The 16106-nt window shown below is 33.2% G+C and carries 18 protein-coding genes; all 18 read left to right on the top strand.

Annotated features, from left to right (window positions below; all coding sequences use genetic code 11):
• Nucleotides 1-396 precede the first annotated feature (396 nt).
• The 18 genes from ACM55F_RS11090 to rfbA all read left to right on the top strand — a co-directional run bounded on the left by ACM55F_RS11090 (nucleotide 397) and on the right by rfbA (nucleotide 16013).
• Nucleotides 397-801, top strand: coding sequence for a sugar 3,4-ketoisomerase (locus ACM55F_RS11090; protein ID WP_416853874.1), 405 nt, complete (start codon nucleotides 397-399; stop codon nucleotides 799-801).
• Complete coding sequence (locus ACM55F_RS11085; protein WP_416853873.1) at nucleotides 791-1210, top strand: sugar 3,4-ketoisomerase; 420 nt, start codon at nucleotides 791-793, stop codon at nucleotides 1208-1210. The genes ACM55F_RS11090 and ACM55F_RS11085 overlap by 11 nt, the downstream gene beginning before the upstream one ends.
• Complete coding sequence (locus ACM55F_RS11080) at nucleotides 1207-2274, top strand: ATP-grasp domain-containing protein (RefSeq protein WP_416853872.1); 1068 nt, start codon at nucleotides 1207-1209, stop codon at nucleotides 2272-2274. Before ACM55F_RS11085 ends, ACM55F_RS11080 begins: the two co-directional genes overlap by 4 nt.
• Nucleotides 2274-3167, top strand: coding sequence for an NAD-dependent epimerase/dehydratase family protein (locus ACM55F_RS11075; protein WP_416853871.1), 894 nt, complete (start codon nucleotides 2274-2276; stop codon nucleotides 3165-3167). The genes ACM55F_RS11080 and ACM55F_RS11075 overlap by 1 nt, the downstream gene beginning before the upstream one ends.
• The gene (locus ACM55F_RS11070) at nucleotides 3164-3769 is read left to right on the top strand and encodes an HAD family hydrolase (RefSeq protein ID WP_416853870.1); all 606 of its coding nucleotides are present in this window, start codon (nucleotides 3164-3166) and stop codon (nucleotides 3767-3769) included. Before ACM55F_RS11075 ends, ACM55F_RS11070 begins: the two co-directional genes overlap by 4 nt.
• A 1-nt stretch (nucleotide 3770) precedes the next feature.
• Nucleotides 3771-4385, top strand: coding sequence for a DapH/DapD/GlmU-related protein (locus ACM55F_RS11065; protein WP_416853869.1), 615 nt, complete (start codon nucleotides 3771-3773; stop codon nucleotides 4383-4385).
• Between the two features lie 23 nt (nucleotides 4386-4408).
• Nucleotides 4409-5506: a DegT/DnrJ/EryC1/StrS family aminotransferase gene (locus ACM55F_RS11060; protein ID WP_416853868.1), complete on the top strand. Its 1098-nt coding sequence runs from the start codon at nucleotides 4409-4411 to the stop codon at nucleotides 5504-5506.
• A gap of 5 nt (nucleotides 5507-5511) precedes the next feature.
• Nucleotides 5512-6768: an O-antigen translocase gene (locus ACM55F_RS11055; protein ID WP_416853867.1), complete on the top strand. Its 1257-nt coding sequence runs from the start codon at nucleotides 5512-5514 to the stop codon at nucleotides 6766-6768.
• An 11-nt stretch (nucleotides 6769-6779) separates the two neighbouring features.
• Nucleotides 6780-7838 (top strand): hypothetical protein, encoded by a 1059-nt coding sequence (locus ACM55F_RS11050; RefSeq protein WP_416853866.1) that lies wholly within the window; start codon nucleotides 6780-6782, stop codon nucleotides 7836-7838.
• A gap of 207 nt (nucleotides 7839-8045) precedes the next feature.
• Complete coding sequence (locus ACM55F_RS11045) at nucleotides 8046-9131, top strand: EpsG family protein (RefSeq protein WP_416853865.1); 1086 nt, start codon at nucleotides 8046-8048, stop codon at nucleotides 9129-9131.
• A gap of 5 nt (nucleotides 9132-9136) precedes the next feature.
• Nucleotides 9137-10183, top strand: coding sequence for a glycosyltransferase (locus ACM55F_RS11040; RefSeq protein WP_416853864.1), 1047 nt, complete (start codon nucleotides 9137-9139; stop codon nucleotides 10181-10183).
• Between the two features lie 65 nt (nucleotides 10184-10248).
• Entirely contained in the window at nucleotides 10249-11067 is an 819-nt protein-coding gene (locus tag ACM55F_RS11035; protein ID WP_416853863.1) for a glycosyltransferase, read from the top strand.
• Nucleotides 11068-11961, top strand: a complete 894-nt coding sequence (locus tag ACM55F_RS11030; protein ID WP_416853862.1) for an NAD-dependent epimerase/dehydratase family protein — start codon at nucleotides 11068-11070, stop codon at nucleotides 11959-11961.
• A 102-nt stretch (nucleotides 11962-12063) separates the two neighbouring features.
• The gene (rfbC, locus tag ACM55F_RS11025) at nucleotides 12064-12615 is read left to right on the top strand and encodes a dTDP-4-dehydrorhamnose 3,5-epimerase (RefSeq protein WP_416853860.1); all 552 of its coding nucleotides are present in this window, start codon (nucleotides 12064-12066) and stop codon (nucleotides 12613-12615) included.
• Between the two features lies 1 nt (nucleotide 12616).
• Nucleotides 12617-13489: a dTDP-4-dehydrorhamnose reductase gene (gene rfbD, locus ACM55F_RS11020; RefSeq protein ID WP_416853859.1), complete on the top strand. Its 873-nt coding sequence runs from the start codon at nucleotides 12617-12619 to the stop codon at nucleotides 13487-13489.
• Between the two features lie 161 nt (nucleotides 13490-13650).
• Nucleotides 13651-14700 carry a dTDP-glucose 4,6-dehydratase gene (gene rfbB / locus ACM55F_RS11015; RefSeq protein WP_416853858.1) on the top strand — a complete coding sequence of 350 codons (1050 nt, stop codon included), beginning with the start codon at nucleotides 13651-13653 and terminating at the stop codon, nucleotides 14698-14700.
• 24 nt (nucleotides 14701-14724) lie between these two features.
• Nucleotides 14725-15123 carry a GxxExxY protein gene (locus ACM55F_RS11010; protein ID WP_416853857.1) on the top strand — a complete coding sequence of 133 codons (399 nt, stop codon included), beginning with the start codon at nucleotides 14725-14727 and terminating at the stop codon, nucleotides 15121-15123.
• A gap of 20 nt (nucleotides 15124-15143) precedes the next feature.
• The gene (rfbA, locus tag ACM55F_RS11005; protein WP_416853856.1) at nucleotides 15144-16013 is read left to right on the top strand and encodes a glucose-1-phosphate thymidylyltransferase RfbA; all 870 of its coding nucleotides are present in this window, start codon (nucleotides 15144-15146) and stop codon (nucleotides 16011-16013) included.
• Nucleotides 16014-16106: the final 93 nt, after the last annotated feature.

Here is a 16106-nt window from a genome sequence, read left to right as displayed (position 1 = left end):
ATACGATAGATTATCAACTGTTTATTGTGTGTTCAAGCATAGTAGTAGAAACCTAAAAAAGCCAAGCGACGCTGTGATTATCTGATTGTAGGATTAGATACCGATCCTGCGCTAGGTTCTCCTGAGAAAAGAGATTCAGTGAAATCTAAATAAATGCTATATAAGCTTAAAGCGTGTAAATGCTAAATGAAATTGCATTTAAGCAACAGAATGATTCGGAAAATGTTTTGTATTCTCCAAAGATTGATGTTCGTATTACGAGTACAAAGACAAAAGTTTAATATAGATTGTATTGCGAAGAAAAAGAATATAGTTGCATTTCAGTAACAGAGCTCATCGATTTTTCAAGTAGTGCTTTGAGAAGAGAAGTGGCTAATATAGAATTAAATAAAAAAAATGAAACCAAAAATTATTAATTTTCCTAAAATTCAAGATCCAAGAGGGAATTTAACTTTCTTGCAGTATCCCAACCCGATTCCTTTTGAAATTCAAAGAGTTTTTTGGACTTATGATGTTCCTGGTGGAGAAATAAGAGGTGGGCATGCTTATTTTAAGCAACAAGAAATTCTAGTTGCTTTAAGCGGAAGCTTTGATGTTGTAATTACTAATGCGGATGGAAGTACTGAGAAGTTTTCATTAAACAGAAGTTATTATGGTCTCTATTTGCCACCAAAAACATGGAGGCATATAGAAAATTTTTCTACAAATGCTTTGGCTTTGCATGTATCTAGCGAGGTTTTTTCAAAAGATGATTATATCAGGGATTTTGAGGATTTTAAAAAGTTGTCTAATGAACATTAAAAACAGTGTTTTTGAGTGTAATCTTTTACATCTAAAACAAATAGGAGATCGAAATGGTCATATCACGTCAATAAATAATAATGTAGAAATTCCTTTTTCTGTCAAACGGGTTTTTTATTTGTATGATATACCTGGAGGAGAGTCCAGAGGAGCTCATGCACATAAAGAATGTCATCAATTTTTAGTTGCCACTAGTGGTAGTTTTGAGGTTTTATTAGATGATGGTTTGACTAAAAGACAGGTTTTGTTAAATAGACCTGATTTGGGATTACATATACCTCCTGGTATTTGGGCTTCCGAAATTAATTTTTCGTCAGGTTCTATTTGTTTAGTACTGGCTTCGCAGGAATATGATGAGAATGATTACTTAAGAGAATATCAAAATTTTATAGAATTTAAGAAAATATGAAAAAAATATTAATAGCAGGTGCTGGTGGAGCACCATCAGAAGGGGTCATTAAATCACTTTTAATGAGTAAAAAAGGAGAACAGGTAATCGGTATGGGAAGTGAACCTACTGATCTTGTATTGTCGAATGCTCAAAAAAAATACGCTGTACCTTATGCTGATGCCCCAGAGTATTTAGATTCTTTATTGAAAATTTTAAAAAAAGAAAAACCTGATTTAGTACATTTTCAAAACGATTTAGAGATATTTTATGCGTCCCAGTATCGTGATGAAATTCACGCAACCGGTACCAAAACATTTATGCCTGATCATGATGTAATTGATACCTGCGTACATAAATATAAAACCTATTTAAAATTAAAAGAGGCAGGTATTAAAGTGCCTACTAATTTACTTATAAATAATGAAGAAGATTTAAGGAATGCTTTTGCTGAACTAGGAGATGAAGATGGCAAAATATGGTTGCGTGCTTCTTCAATTGGTGGTGGTGGGAAAGGAGCTTTGCCTACTAATGATTTTACTTTTGCTAAAGGTTGGATTGATCGTTTTAATGGTTGGGGCGATTTTGTAGCAGCTGAAATGTTAACACCGGATACAGTTACATGGTTGTCAATTTGGTATGAGGGAGAATTAATAGTTGCGCAAACAAGAATACGTAAAGGTTGGACCCATGGTAATAGAACCGTATCGGGTGTGACAGGAGTAACAAAAGTTGGACAAACTTTTTCTGACAAATTAGTTGATGAAGTTGCTATCAATACTGTCAAAGCAGTTTCGGATAAGCCCCATGGTATTTTTGGTGTTGATATGGCTTATGATAAAGATGGGATTCCAAACCCAACAGAAATTAATATTTCAAGATTTTTTACTACAGTATTGTTCTTTACTGAAGCGGGTTTAAATATGCCGGAAATTTTTAAAGATTTAGCTATTTATGGTGAAAAGCCCGATTTGGATAAAATAATTAATCCATTACAAGATGGCCTATTGTGGTTAAGAGGAATGGACACACTTCCTAAAATTTTTAAACCTGAGGAAATAGAACAAGAAATACTTCATTTGTAATGATTTTAGTAACAGGGACTTCTGGGTTTATTGGTTCGGTTTTATTGGATCAACTTATCGCTAAATTTGGAGCGGCTAATGTTGTAGCACTTACGTCTAAACCAACAGATAAATGTAATTATTTATTGCATAATGACTATGTCTTTGATCCTGATTTTTTTATGAAATCAGGATATGGAAAAATAGATACAATTATTCATGCAGGTGCTTTTACTCCAAAGAATGGAAATCAAGCCAATGAGTGTTATAAATGTACTAGCAATATCACAAATACAGAGACGCTTTTAAAAGCAAATATTCCGAATTTAAAAAGATTTATTTTTCTAAGTACTTTAGATGTTTATAGTATATGTGATGTTTTAACTGAAGAGTCTCCAGTTATTCCGATTTCATTGTATGGGCAATCTAAAGTTTATTGTGAGAAGATGATCGTTTCTTGGGCGAGTCAAAATAAAATTTTGCCTCAAATATTACGGATTGGTCACGTCTATGGGCCAGGGGAAGAAAAATACCAGAAGGCAATACCTGTTATGATAAACAAAATATTGAATAATGAATCCATTCAGATTTTCGGATCAGGCGAGGATATTCGCTCGTTTATTTATATTGAAGATGTAATAAATGCCATTATAAAATCAATTGGATTAGAGTTATTTGATGGTCCGATAAATATTGTTGGAGGTAATCAAATCAGTATTAAAAATTTGGCTCAAGTATTAATAAAAAATGCAGAATCCAATACGAATATTGAATTTGTTGAAACGCCAAATACTAATCAAAGAGATTTTATTTTTGATAATTCAAAGATGAAAAAATATTTACTCAATCAAGAAATTGATTTGGTTTTAGGTTTGAAAAAGGAATATAATTACATGAAAAATTTATCGGAATGAAAATATTTTTTGACTTAGACGGGACACTATTAGATTCAAAACCTAGATTGTACCATTTATTTCAATTTCTGGTACCTGAGTCAAAATTCACTTTTGAAAATTACTGGAAATTAAAACAAGATAAAGTTTCTCATAGAGAGTTGCTTACTAAATATTTTGAGTACTCAGAGGAAGAGGTTGCTAAATTTACTAGTGAATGGATGTCATTAATTGAAACTCCTGAGTGGTTGTCCTATGACAAACTTTTCGATGGCATAAAACCATTTTTAGATTTATTAAAACAAAATCATGAGTTATATGTGGTTACTGCCAGGCAGCATGAAGCAATAGCGCTTCGTCAAATTAAGGATGTAGGTTTAGCGGGTATTTTTAAAGATGTTTTGGTGACGCTTCAGAAGACTGAAAAAGAGGATCTCATTAGGAATAGATTTGAATTAACAAATAGTGATTGGATTATTGGTGATACAGGTAAAGATATTGAAACTGGTAAAAGACTGGGAATCAGTACGTGTGCTGTTTTGTCTGGTTTTTTATCTAAAGAGCAACTTCTAACCTATTCGCCTGATATAATTATTGCAAATGTAACGCTTCTAAATTTTTAACATGGAACAGAATTTAATAAACGAAAGGGAAATTACCATTAGGCAAAAATTAGTATCATTTTATCTCAAATTAAAATATAAGAATAAATTAGTAACTAATGGTCCAATAAGAATTTTGGGTAATTTACCTGTTTTTAAATTACCGGGAGAGAGTAAGATTAAGTTAGGGCAAAAAGTAGTCTTAAATTCTGATAATTGCAAGACCAATACTGCATTAACGTATAAATGTACCCTTGTCTGTGGGTTAAAAGGCAATATAAATATTGGGGACAATTCGATGCTAAATGGTGTTTCCATAACTTCTTATTTAAAAGTAAATATTGGTTCCAATTGCCAAATAGCGTCTTGTACTTTAATCACGGATACCGATTTTCATCCGATAAGTCCTGAAGAGCGGTATAAGGAATCTATGGGAAAGAAAATTGACCATAATATCGTTAATAAAAAGGAGGTAAATATTGGGAATAATGTATGGATTGGTTGGGGATCTATAATTTTGAAAGGAGTAACTATTGGAGATAATAGTATTATTGCTGCAGGATCTGTAGTGGTTAATGATATTCCGGCAAATGTAATTGCTGGGGGTAATCCAGCGATTGTTAAAAAACAAATTTAATAAACTATAATTTAAAATATATAATGGTTAAATTTTTAGATTTACAAAAGATAAATGCTCAATATGCAGCCGAATTGAAACAAGTTGCTGCTGATGTGATTGATAGCGGGTGGTATTTATTGGGTGAACAAGTAAAACAATTTGAAAACAATTTGGAGGTTTTTCAAGAAGGAGGAAGTGCAGTAGCTGTTGCAAATGGTTTAGATGCATTACGACTTATTTTTAAAGCATATATAGAATTAGGATTAATGGAGGAAGGGGATGAAATTATTGTCCCAGCCAATACCTATATAGCTTCTATATTAGCCATTACGGATAATAAATTAAAACCAGTTTTGGTTGAGCCAGATTTTGATACTTACAATTTAGATTTAAATTTGATTGAAAGCAAGATTACTTCAAAAACCAAAGCCATTATGGTGGTTCACCTGTATGGTAGTGTTTGTTGGAATGAAGGATTAGAACTATTGGCCAAAAAGTATAGTTTAAAAGTAATTGAAGATAATGCGCAAGCAATTGGAGCACGTTGGAAAGGTATTAGAACAGGTAATTTAGGTGATGCAGCAGGTTTTAGTTTTTATCCAGGTAAAAACTTAGGTGCTTTAGGAGACTCTGGGGCCGTTACTACAAAAGATCCTGAATTAGCAAAAACGATTCGTACTTTGGCTAATTATGGTTCATCTCAAAAATATGTAAACCAATACCAAGGGTTAAATAGTCGTATGGATGAAATGCAGGCGGCATTTTTAAACGTTAAATTACGGTATTTAGATGATGAAACTTTACAGCGCCAAAAAATTGCAGCTTATTATCTTGAGAACATTAAGAATTCTAAAATAATACTTCCTAAAGCGGGTGAAGTTGCTGAACATGTTTGGCACCTTTTTGTTATTCGTACCAATAATCGTAATGAATTACAAGAATTTTTATCAAAAAACGGCGTGCAAACCTTAATTCATTATCCAACCCCGCCTCATCTTCAGGAATGTTATATTGATTTTAATGATTTTTCGTTACCTATTACTGAACAAATACACAATGAGGTAATAAGTTTGCCAATAAGTCCAGTTATGACTGATGAAGAGTTGGAACTGGTTATAAACTTTTTAAATGAATATTAATTATTTTGAATTTAATTAGGACTTCCTTCTTCTCTGCCATTATCACAATAATTCGAATTTCATCTGGATTTATAGCCAATAAAGTTGTTGCTGTTTTTGCAGGAGCACCAGGTGTAGCTATCGTTGGGGCTTTTGCTAATTTTATTTCTATTGTCTTGACTTTTTCTAATGGCGCTATTAATACAGGGGTAGTAAAATATACAGCTGAATTTGAAGACGATGAAGCGGAATTAAAAACTTTATTTAGTACGGCTCTTAAAATCACTTTATTTTGTTCTGTATTAACAGGTATTTCATTAATTGTTTTGGCTCCTTATTGGTCCAGTTGGATTTTTGCTCAGCAGATATATGAGGGGCCAATTAGAATTTTAGGCTTTACTGTTGTTTTCTATGCTTTAAATACATTGTTAATTTCTATTCTAAATGGGAAAAAACAAATAAGTACTTATACGATTGTCAATACTCTTGGGAGTATTATAGGGCTTGTTTTTACTGTAGCATTGGTTTATTTTTATGAAATTCAAGGAGCCTTGTATGCAATGGTTTTAGCCCAGTCTATTGTTTTTTTTATTACAGCAGGATTACTGATTAAAAGCCCTTGGTTTTCATGGGAATATTTTAATAAAATTTTTGATAAATCAAAAGCAACTAAGTTAAGTCATTATAGCTTGATGGCAATTGTTTCAGCTTTGACTTTACCTGTTTCACAAATTTTATTTAGAAATATTTTAATAACTAAATTTGGGATCGATCAAGCGGGCTATTGGCAGGGCATGATGCGGATTTCGGATGCATACTTAATGATTATAACCACATCGCTTTCCACTTATTTTTTACCAAAATTATCCTCAATAAAAACAGACAGTGGACTACGTAGTGAGATTATGAAAGGATTCAAATTGATAGTTCCTTTCTTGTTGTTAAGTTGTTTAGGGATTTACTTTTTTAGATTTATTTTAATTAAACTTTTGTTTACATCTGATTTTATAGCAATGGGACAATTGTTTTATTGGCAATTGATTGGAGATTTTTTTAAAATGACATCATGGATTTTAGCATATCTTATGCTAGCTAAAGCCATGACTAAAATGTATATATTTTCAGAAATAGTGTTTAGCTTTGGCTACGTAGGATTGGGGTATCTATTTGTTGAAAAGTTTCAATTGGAAGGTGCAGTTATGTCTTTTGCGATGACCTACTTCTTTTATTTTTTGTTTATGTTATTCGTTTTTAAAAAATTACTTTTTAATAAAAGTCAGTAAGTATTACATATATGAATATATTGTTATTTGGAGAATACAGTGGTTTGCATAATAACTTAAAGGTTGGATTAGAGAAACTGGGACATACTGTAAAAGTTGCATCCAGTGGTGATTCATTTAAGAAATTAGCGTCTGATATATCACTTGGGTCTTCTTCCACAAAATTATTTGGTAAAATTGATAGATTAATTACGCCTTTCCTGAAAATTAATGATTTTAAAGGTTTTGATGTTACCCAATTTATAAATTCTAATCCACTAGCTCCTTGTTTGGTTAATAAATTTCTTTTTAAGCGATTATTTACTTTTAGTGAAAGGAATTATTTATCTGCTTGTGGAGATGACCCCGTTTTTTATCAAAATTTATCAAAATTTAATTATCACCCTTATTTATCAATTGAAAATGATGGTGTTGATCATATTCCTCTTTGTAATAAGACCTATGTTAATATTCATAATACTTTTGTTGAAAAAGTAGATGGTATAATACCTGTTATGTTAGAGTATGCTATAGGTTATAAAAAGTATCCAAATATTGAACCAACCATTCCTTTACCAATAGAAACGGATAATATCGTTTATAATGAAAATCGTATTGGAAACAAAGTACATTTTTTTCATGGTTTGAATAGACCTTTTTTTAAGGGTACTCCAATTATTCAAAGCGCATTGGAGAAATTACAATATAAATATCCAAATGATGTGAAAATTACTATCGCGGGTAACATGAGTCAAAATGATTATTTGTCTGTTTTAGATAGTGCAAATGTTATTTTGGATCAATGTAAGGGATATTCATACGGAATGAATGCTTTGTATGGATTGGCTAAAGGGAAAGTAGTTATGTCGGGGTCAGAACCAGAGGCACTTGAGGAATTAGGAATTAGAAAAGAAGATTGTCCGATTATAAATATTCAACCTGACGTGAATCAAGTCTATGAAGAACTAATTGCTGTTCTTGAAAAAAGGAATGAGATTAAAGATTTTGGTTATGATTCTAGGAATTTTGTTGAAAAATATCACGCCGCAGAAAAAGTAGCACAAAAATATATTAATGTATGGCAAAAATAGTACTCTAATGTACATTCTATCTGTAAGAAGGAATAATGGTGATGGTTTAATTAAAATGGATAGAAGCTTGTTGCTGTGTCGTGCCAATTTAGAAATGAAGTTTTATGGTAATGGAAATTAAATAAGCAAATTCAATCCAATATTAATTGAACATATATTATTAGTCCTTTTAATTTATGCATTAAAATTTGAAATTATAAAAATAATATGTTCGTACTTACAGTTATACTTTGTATTCTAATTCTATTTAGTTTTTTTGACATAGTTCAGTTTCCAAAGTATTTTAAGTTTTTTATTGTTCTTATTATTGGCCTTCTGATGGTCCTTCTGACTGGTTTGAAAACTGGGGTTCCCGATTTACTAAATCCTGATGATTCGGGATATATTGATGTGTTTAATAAGGTTCCTATGTTATGGAATTTTACATTTACCTCCATTAGTGGTATTTATGGGGAAGTGGGATATCTGTTTATTTGTTCATTGATTAAAAGTTTAGGATTAGGATATAGGTTTGCTTTTCTGTTTATAGGGTTGATATCTGTAGGAATATCAATAAAGTACTATTTGAAGTATTCTCCCTATATTATTATAAGTTTACTGATCTATTTTTCTCATACTTTTTTGCTAAAAGATTTAATTATAATTCGGAGTGGTTTAGCTGCTTCAATTACTTTGTACAGCATACCTCATATAGAAAATAGAAAATTTTGGAAATTTTTTAAAATCATCCTGATTGCTTCCTGTTTTCATATTGCAGCTTTGATATTAATTATTGCCTATTTTGTACATGGTTTAGTTGTAAATAATGTGAAGAGACAGATTTTTCTTCTGGGATTGGGTATAGTGTTAGGATTGTTTTTGTCAGCGACCGTATTAACATTTATTTTTTCGAGTATTTTAAATATTCCAATAATTTCTGCATACATGCTAGATTCAAACTATTTTACTTCTTTGACTTTATTGAATCCCGTTTTAATAAAAAATATTGTTTTAGCTGTTTTATTAATTGTATTTGCAGCTAAATTAAGAAACAGAGTTCCATATTATGATGCAATGACCACACTTAGCATTTTATCTGCTACTTGGTTGGCAACTTTTAATAATTTTGCGATTATAGCTAGTCGATTGGGGACTTTTTTTTCTATAGGAGAGCCAATTGTAATACCAGTTTTACTATTGTCGGTTGTACGTTTTAATAAAGTTTTAGCTTGGATTCTTGTAGTTTTTTATTGTATAATGCTATTTTCAGATAAGGGTGTTCTTTTTAACAGTGTTTCTTTTAGTTTAAATTAAAAAAAATGAAAATAGCATTCATTCTGCCTAGATTAGTGAATCAAGGTCCTATTGTAGTAGCAAAAGATATTATTGATAGTATAAAGGATAAAGTTGATTTAATAGATGTCTATTATTTTGATGATATTAGAGAGCTTTCTATCGATTGTAATCTATATAAAATATCCTTTTTTGATAAAATAGATTTTGACAAATATGACGTTGTACACAGTCATATGCTTAGGCCTGATTTTTACATTTGGTTTCATAGAAAAAAAACACATAACAAGACGTTATTTGTGTCTACGTTACATCAGAATATTTATGATAACTTGAAAGGGAATTATAGCAGTTTTGTTGCGTTTGTTTTTGAGAAATTATGGCTTAGATTTTTAAAGAAACATGATGTAGTGGTTACCCTGACTAATGTAATGAAGGATTATTATAGCAAGAAGATAAAACTTAATTTAAAAACGATATACAACGGTAGAAATGTAAAAACAGAAAATACAGACATTACTTCAGACGCTGATTTAAAACTTTTGTATGAAACTAAATCAAAGTATAAAATCATAGGAAGTCATTGTCTATTGACAAAACGAAAAGGAATTGATCAAATCATTAGAAGTCTTGTTTTTTTAAAAGAATTTGCTTTAGTCATAGTAGGCGATGGACAAGAGTTGTTAAATTTAAAAGCATTGGCTGATGAATGTCACGTGAGTGAAAGGTGTTTTTTCTTGGGCTATAAACATAACGCAGTTTCCTATTTGAAATATTTTGATATATATGTCATGTCTTCCTATTCGGAGGGGTTTCCATTGGGATTGTTAGAAGCCGGATTAAATAAGTTACCTGTTGTTTGTTCTGATATACCAATCTTTAGAGAGTTATTTAGTGAAAAGGAGGTTTCTTTCTTTGAACTGGATAATATAGACTCTTTATCTAAATCAATTCAGATTTGCTATGAAAATAGGTTTTTGTTTTCCCAATATTTATACGATACAATTAATGAAAAATATAGTAATGATAAAATGGCAGAGAACTATATGCTATTATATCAAAACTGTTTTTAACAGGCCAAGTTTCTAATATTTAGGAGTCTGAATAATTTATAAATTAATAACATACACAAACTATTTTGCTAATTAAAATAACATCATGTATAGTTTTATACAAAAATGACATAAATATGTTAAGTGAAGCGATAAATTCTTTACTGAACAGCTATTTGAATATAAAATTGTATCTAGTTGACAATTCTCCAACAGATGAATTAAAAGCATTGGTAACAGATGCCAGAATTGAATATTTCCACAATCCATCTAATCCAGGATTTGGAGCAGCACACAATATTGCTATTCAGAAAGCTGTAGCATTTGGTTCTAAATATCATTTTATAGTTAATCCGGATATCTATTTTGATAAAGATGTTATATCTCCGATGGTTGAATACATGAAAAATGATTCATCTATTGGAATGATGATGCCTCAAATATTAAATTTAGATGGTACTGTTCAGAATTTACCTAAGTTATTGCCAAATCCTTTTAGTATTTTATTCCGTAAAATTAAAAAGCCGGCAAAGGCTTATCAAAAATTTATCAATAAATATGAACTCCGTCAAGTGTCTAGTGAAGCAATTTATAATGCTCCGGTCCTTTCTGGATGTTTTACGTTGTTAAATTTGGAAGCTATCAATAAAGTGGGACCCTATGATGATGCGTATTTTATGTATTTTGAAGATTGGGATTTATCCAGAAGAATGCACCAAGAATATAAAACAATTTATTTCCCCTTAGTTTCTGTCTTTCATGGATATGATTCTGGGGCTAATAAGAGTAATAAGCTTTTTAAAATATTTGTAAATTCGGCAATTACTTATTTTAACAAATGGGGGTGGTTTTTTGATTCTGATAGAAAGAAAATTAATAAAGACGCTTTGTCTCAATTTAAGTAAATGAAAATAATTATTACAGGAGCCTCTGGATTTGTAGGGACTAATCTTCAGGAGTATTTGAAAGATGCACATGATGTCTATGCTATGAGTGTGCGTTATGTAGCGGAGCAACAATTTGATTTGAAAGCGGATGCTATTATTCATTTGGCCGGCAAAGCACACGATTTAAAAAAAGTATCCAGTCCGACAGCTTATTACGAAGCTAATTTTGAATTGACCAAACAGCTGTTTGACGCTTTCTTACGATCTGAAGCTGCCGTTTTTATCTTTATGAGTACGGTGAAAGCTGTTGCCGATACTGCGCATGGCGTATTAACGGAAGATGCTGTTCCTGATCCCAAAACCCATTACGGCATAGCCAAACAGCGGGCAGAACAATATATTTTGTCTCAGGAATTGCCCTTAGGAAAAAGAGTTTATATCTTAAGACCCTGCATGATACATGGACCCGGGAATAAAGGAAATTTGAATGTATTGTATCAGTTGGTTTCCAAAGGACTGCCATGGCCGTTGGGGGATTTCAAAAATGAGCGTTCGTTCCTGAGTGTCGAAAATCTTTGTTTTGTAATAAAAGAACTGGTAGAAAATAGCGGGATACCCTCTGGGGCGTATCAGGTTTCCGATGATAAACCATTAGCGACAAATGAGCTGATCCAATTGTTGGGCAGCAGTTTAGGCAAGAAAAACAGGATTTTTAATATCCCGTCTTCCTGGATTCAGGCGTGCGCAAAATTAGGAGACCATTTGCCCTTACCTCTCAATTCGGAACGGTTACAAAAACTGACCGAGAATTATGTAGTCAGTAATCAAAAATTAGTAGCGGCGATAGGGAAGCCGTTGCCCATAGGATCAAAAGAAGGTTTGCTAAAAACATTTGATTCGTTTAAAAAATAAAACAGTATTGTTTGCCAGACTAAATAATAATCCTGTTTTTTGTAGCGTGCGAAATACAGAACAGGCACAAATAGAGTTAGTATTAAAAAAATAAAAGACACAATGACCATTGAAAAGACAGCTATAGCAGATTTAGTAATTATAACACCTACCGTTTTTGAAGACAGCCGTGGGTATTTTTTCGAAGCGTATAATCAGGCTAAATTTTTGGAAAATGGGATTGAATATCAGTTTATACAAGACAACCAATCGTTCTCTAAAAGGGGCGTAATCCGTGGACTGCATTTGCAGATCAATCCTTTTGCTCAAGCTAAATTGGTGCGGGTATTAGAAGGGGAGATTTTGGATGTTGCAGTAGACTTACGTAAAAATTCAGCTACTTACGGACAACATTTTAGTGTTGTTCTAAGTGCAGACAATAAAAAACAATTGATGGTTCCTCACGGGTTTGCCCATGGCTTTTCAGTTTTGAGTGAAACCGCATCCGTACTTTATAAAGTGGATCAATTGTATCACAAAGAGAGTGAAAGAGGGGTTCGTTACGATGATCCTACTTTAGCCATTGATTGGCAGTTAGACCCTAAAGAAATTATTGTTTCTGAAAAGGATTTGATATTGCCTACTTTTGACCAAATCGACTGGACCTTTGAATAGCATGAAAAAAATTTTAGTAACAGGGGCAACCGGACAATTGGGTTCGGAATTAAAGGTGTTGTCCAGTACCTATTCTCAATTTGAATGGGTTTTTGCAGATCGAACACAGGTTACACTAGACAATTTGTCGGTGTTGCAAAGCCAATTAGAAACGATACGTCCCGATTTTATATTAAATTGTGGGGCTTACACTGCCGTTGATAAAGCAGAAAGCGAACCGGAATCAGCAGACCTTGTCAATCATTTGGCGGTGGCTATTATTGCTCAATATACCAAAGAGCACGCTGGAAAACTCATTCATATTTCTACCGATTATGTTTTTGACGGAACATCAGCTGTTGCCTTAACCGAAGAAGCGCTGACGCAACCTGTTAATGTTTATGGCGCCAGTAAAAGAGCCGGTGATTTGGCTTGTTTAAAAGCAGATTCTAATGCTATTGTTATCAGGACCTCCTGGGTGTATAGCAGGTTTGGAAATAATTTTGTTAAAACCATGCAACGTTTGCTTCAGGAACGCGAAAGCATTGGGGTGGTCAACGATCAGATCGGATCCCCAACCTATGCCGCCGATTTAGCGCAGGCCATAATGACCATAGTAACAGCAAAAGAGTGGATTCCGGGTATATACAACTATTCGAATGAAGGCGAAATCAGCTGGTACGAATTTGTTTTGGCTATCCAGGAAGTTGGAGGTTATACTTGTGAAGTAAATGGTATTCCATCATCGGCTTATCCTACACCTGCAAAGCGTCCTGCCTTTTCTTTATTGGATAAAACAAAAATTAAAAAAGTCTATGGAGTTCGTGTCCCAGATTATAAGGAAAGTTTGAAAGAATGTCTAAATGATATCATTTTCGGTTTGCCCAGCCCCTAAAGGGAGCCGAAAATCCAGAACTTCTATTTTACATAAGATAAGCGTCTTCTGTAATTTATTTTTTGCCCCTTTAGGGTTTTGGGGCAAACAAAAAATGAATTTCGGGAAGTTTTGTTGATAAATAAAATAAATCGAATCTAAAAATCTAAAAATCTAAAAAAATGAAAAAAATATTAATTACCGGTGGGGCTGGCTTTATTGGTTCTCACGTAGTAAGACGTTTCGTGAAGAAGTATCCGCAGTATCAAATTTTTAATTTAGATGCACTCACTTATGCAGGGAATCTAGAAAATATCATTGATATTGAAAATGAGCCTAATTATACTTTTATAAAAGGAGATATCGTTGATGCTCCATTTATTGATCAGTTATTTGCGGAGCATGAATTTGAGGGTGTTTTGCATTTAGCGGCCGAATCACATGTGGACCGTTCGATAACAGATCCATTATCTTTTGTGAAAACAAACGTGATAGGAACCATGAATTTATTGAATGCGGCTAAGGCGACCTGGCAGGGCAATTATGAAGGCAAACGTTTTTACCATATCAGTACCGATGAGGTTTATGGTAGTTTAGGTGCCGAAGGATTGTTTACAGAGACCACAGCCTATGATCCTAATTCTCCTTACTCTGCCTCAAAAGCCAGTTCGGATCATTTTGTTCGTGCCTATGGAGAAACCTATGGTTTGCCTTATGTATTGACCAATTGTTCCAATAATTATGGCCCTTTTCATTTTCCTGAAAAATTGATCCCATTGTTCATTAATAACATTATTCAAAATAAGCCTTTACCTGTTTATGGTGATGGAAAATACACCCGTGACTGGCTGTTTGTAGAAGATCATGCGGTAGCGATTGATTTGGTTTTTCATGAAGGGGTCAACCACGATACGTATAATATTGGTGGCTTTAATGAATGGCAAAACATAGATTTAGTTAAATTGCTTTGCAAAATAATGGATGAGAAATTAGGAAGAGCGGCGGGAACATCAGAGCAATTGATTGCTTATGTGAAGGACCGTCCGGGACATGATTTGCGCTATGCTATTGACGCCTCTAAGATAAATAAAGAGTTGGGATGGAAGCCATCGGTTACTTTTGAGCAAGGGTTGGAACGAACCGTAAATTGGTACTTAGAAAATCAAACCTGGTTGAATAATATTACTTCCGGGGAATATGCTACGTATTATGAGAAGCAATACGCAAATTAACTCGAATTAATTCGAATTTCATGAATGGATGCTACCAATAAAATACTTTATAAAGAAGAAAGCTTTGCTATAATTGGCGCTTGTATGAAAGTGCATCGGACATTAGGAGCAGGGTTCTTAGAGGCGGTCTACGAAGAAGCATTAGAAAAAGAATTTCACATTCAGAAAATCCCGTTTAAAAGACAAGTAAAGTTGTCGTTATATTACGATAAACAGCTTATGAAAAAACAATATAGAGCAGACTTTGTTTGTTATGATACTATCATTATCGAAATAAAAGCTGTGTCACAAATACCTGTCACATTTTATACGCAGTTGACCAATTATTTAAAATGTACAAATCTGGAATTGGGTATGTTGATTAATTTCGGCACACCCTCATTAACTTATAAAAGAATGATTAATTTGAAAAATTCGAATTAATTCGTAAAATTAGTACAATTATGAAAGGAATTATATTAGCAGGAGGTTCTGGAACCCGTTTGCATCCTTTAACGCTTGCCATGAGCAAACAAATGATGCCGGTGTATGACAAACCCATGATTTATTATCCCTTGTCCACTTTAATGATGGCAGGGATTCATGAAATATTAATTATTTCAACACCACATGACTTGCCTAATTTTAAGAAATTATTAGGAGACGGATCATCAATTGGCTGTCAATTCAGTTATGCAGAACAGGCTATTCCTAATGGTTTGGCACAAGCTTTTGTAATTGGTGAAGAGTTCATAGGAAAAGACAGCGTAGCGTTGGTTTTAGGGGATAATATTTTCTTTGGTTCCAATATGGATGAGTTGCTGCAATCCAATACCAATCCGGAAGGAGGGGTTGTTTTTGCCTACCACGTTTCGGATCCCGAGCGCTATGGTGTAGTTGAGTTTGATGCTAATTTTAAAGCACTTTCTATTGAGGAAAAACCATTGGAGCCCAAATCAAATTATGCCGTACCCGGTTTGTATTTTTATGATAATTCCGTAGTCGAAATTGCAAAAAATATTAAGCCAAGTGCTCGTGGAGAATATGAAATCACCGATGTGAACAAAGTGTACCTGGAAAAAGGAGCTTTGAAAGTGGGTATTTTAAGCAGAGGAACGGCTTGGTTGGACACCGGAACTTTTAATAGCTTGATGCAGGCAGGACAATTTGTTCAGGTTATTGAAGAGCGTCAAGGACTGAAAGTAGGTTGCATCGAGGAAATTGCCTGGAGACAGGGTTTCATTACAGAGCAGCAACTTCAGGAATTGGCAGCCCCTTTGAAAAAATCGGGTTATGGAGAGTATCTTTTAGGGTTACTGAAGCATAAGTTGTAATCGTCAGTTTTCGGTTAACAGCTTTACACACCCCTAGCCCCTCTCAAGAGGGGAATATGATCTCGTAATTTTATGTTTTCAAAAACGAGTTCC

It is taken from the genome of Flavobacterium melibiosi, from assembly GCF_048158545.1.
In the GTDB taxonomy this organism is placed as follows: domain Bacteria; phylum Bacteroidota; class Bacteroidia; order Flavobacteriales; family Flavobacteriaceae; genus Flavobacterium; species Flavobacterium melibiosi.
The sequence above is the reverse complement of the archived record's forward strand: the minus strand, read 5'-3'. Positions and strand labels throughout refer to the sequence as shown.

Excerpts from the sequence above, each read along its gene's own strand:
- ACM55F_RS11090 (WP_416853874.1), top strand. The coding sequence starts at position 397 with ATGAAACCAAAAATTATTAATTTTCCTAAAATTCAAGATCCAAGAGGG.
- ACM55F_RS11085 (WP_416853873.1), top strand. The coding sequence starts at position 791 with ATGAACATTAAAAACAGTGTTTTTGAGTGTAATCTTTTACATCTAAAA.
- ACM55F_RS11080 (WP_416853872.1), top strand. The coding sequence starts at position 1,207 with ATGAAAAAAATATTAATAGCAGGTGCTGGTGGAGCACCATCAGAAGGG.
- ACM55F_RS11075 (WP_416853871.1), top strand. The coding sequence starts at position 2,274 with ATGATTTTAGTAACAGGGACTTCTGGGTTTATTGGTTCGGTTTTATTG.
- ACM55F_RS11070 (WP_416853870.1), top strand. The coding sequence starts at position 3,164 with ATGAAAATATTTTTTGACTTAGACGGGACACTATTAGATTCAAAACCT.
- ACM55F_RS11065 (WP_416853869.1), top strand. The coding sequence starts at position 3,771 with ATGGAACAGAATTTAATAAACGAAAGGGAAATTACCATTAGGCAAAAA.
- ACM55F_RS11060 (WP_416853868.1), top strand. The coding sequence starts at position 4,409 with ATGGTTAAATTTTTAGATTTACAAAAGATAAATGCTCAATATGCAGCC.
- ACM55F_RS11050 (WP_416853866.1), top strand. The coding sequence starts at position 6,780 with ATGAATATATTGTTATTTGGAGAATACAGTGGTTTGCATAATAACTTA.
- ACM55F_RS11045 (WP_416853865.1), top strand. The coding sequence starts at position 8,046 with ATGTTCGTACTTACAGTTATACTTTGTATTCTAATTCTATTTAGTTTT.
- ACM55F_RS11040 (WP_416853864.1), top strand. The coding sequence starts at position 9,137 with ATGAAAATAGCATTCATTCTGCCTAGATTAGTGAATCAAGGTCCTATT.
- ACM55F_RS11030 (WP_416853862.1), top strand. The coding sequence starts at position 11,068 with ATGAAAATAATTATTACAGGAGCCTCTGGATTTGTAGGGACTAATCTT.
- rfbC (WP_416853860.1), top strand. The coding sequence starts at position 12,064 with ATGACCATTGAAAAGACAGCTATAGCAGATTTAGTAATTATAACACCT.
- rfbD (WP_416853859.1), top strand. The coding sequence starts at position 12,617 with ATGAAAAAAATTTTAGTAACAGGGGCAACCGGACAATTGGGTTCGGAA.
- rfbB (WP_416853858.1), top strand. The coding sequence starts at position 13,651 with ATGAAAAAAATATTAATTACCGGTGGGGCTGGCTTTATTGGTTCTCAC.
- ACM55F_RS11010 (WP_416853857.1), top strand. The coding sequence starts at position 14,725 with ATGGATGCTACCAATAAAATACTTTATAAAGAAGAAAGCTTTGCTATA.
- rfbA (WP_416853856.1), top strand. The coding sequence starts at position 15,144 with ATGAAAGGAATTATATTAGCAGGAGGTTCTGGAACCCGTTTGCATCCT.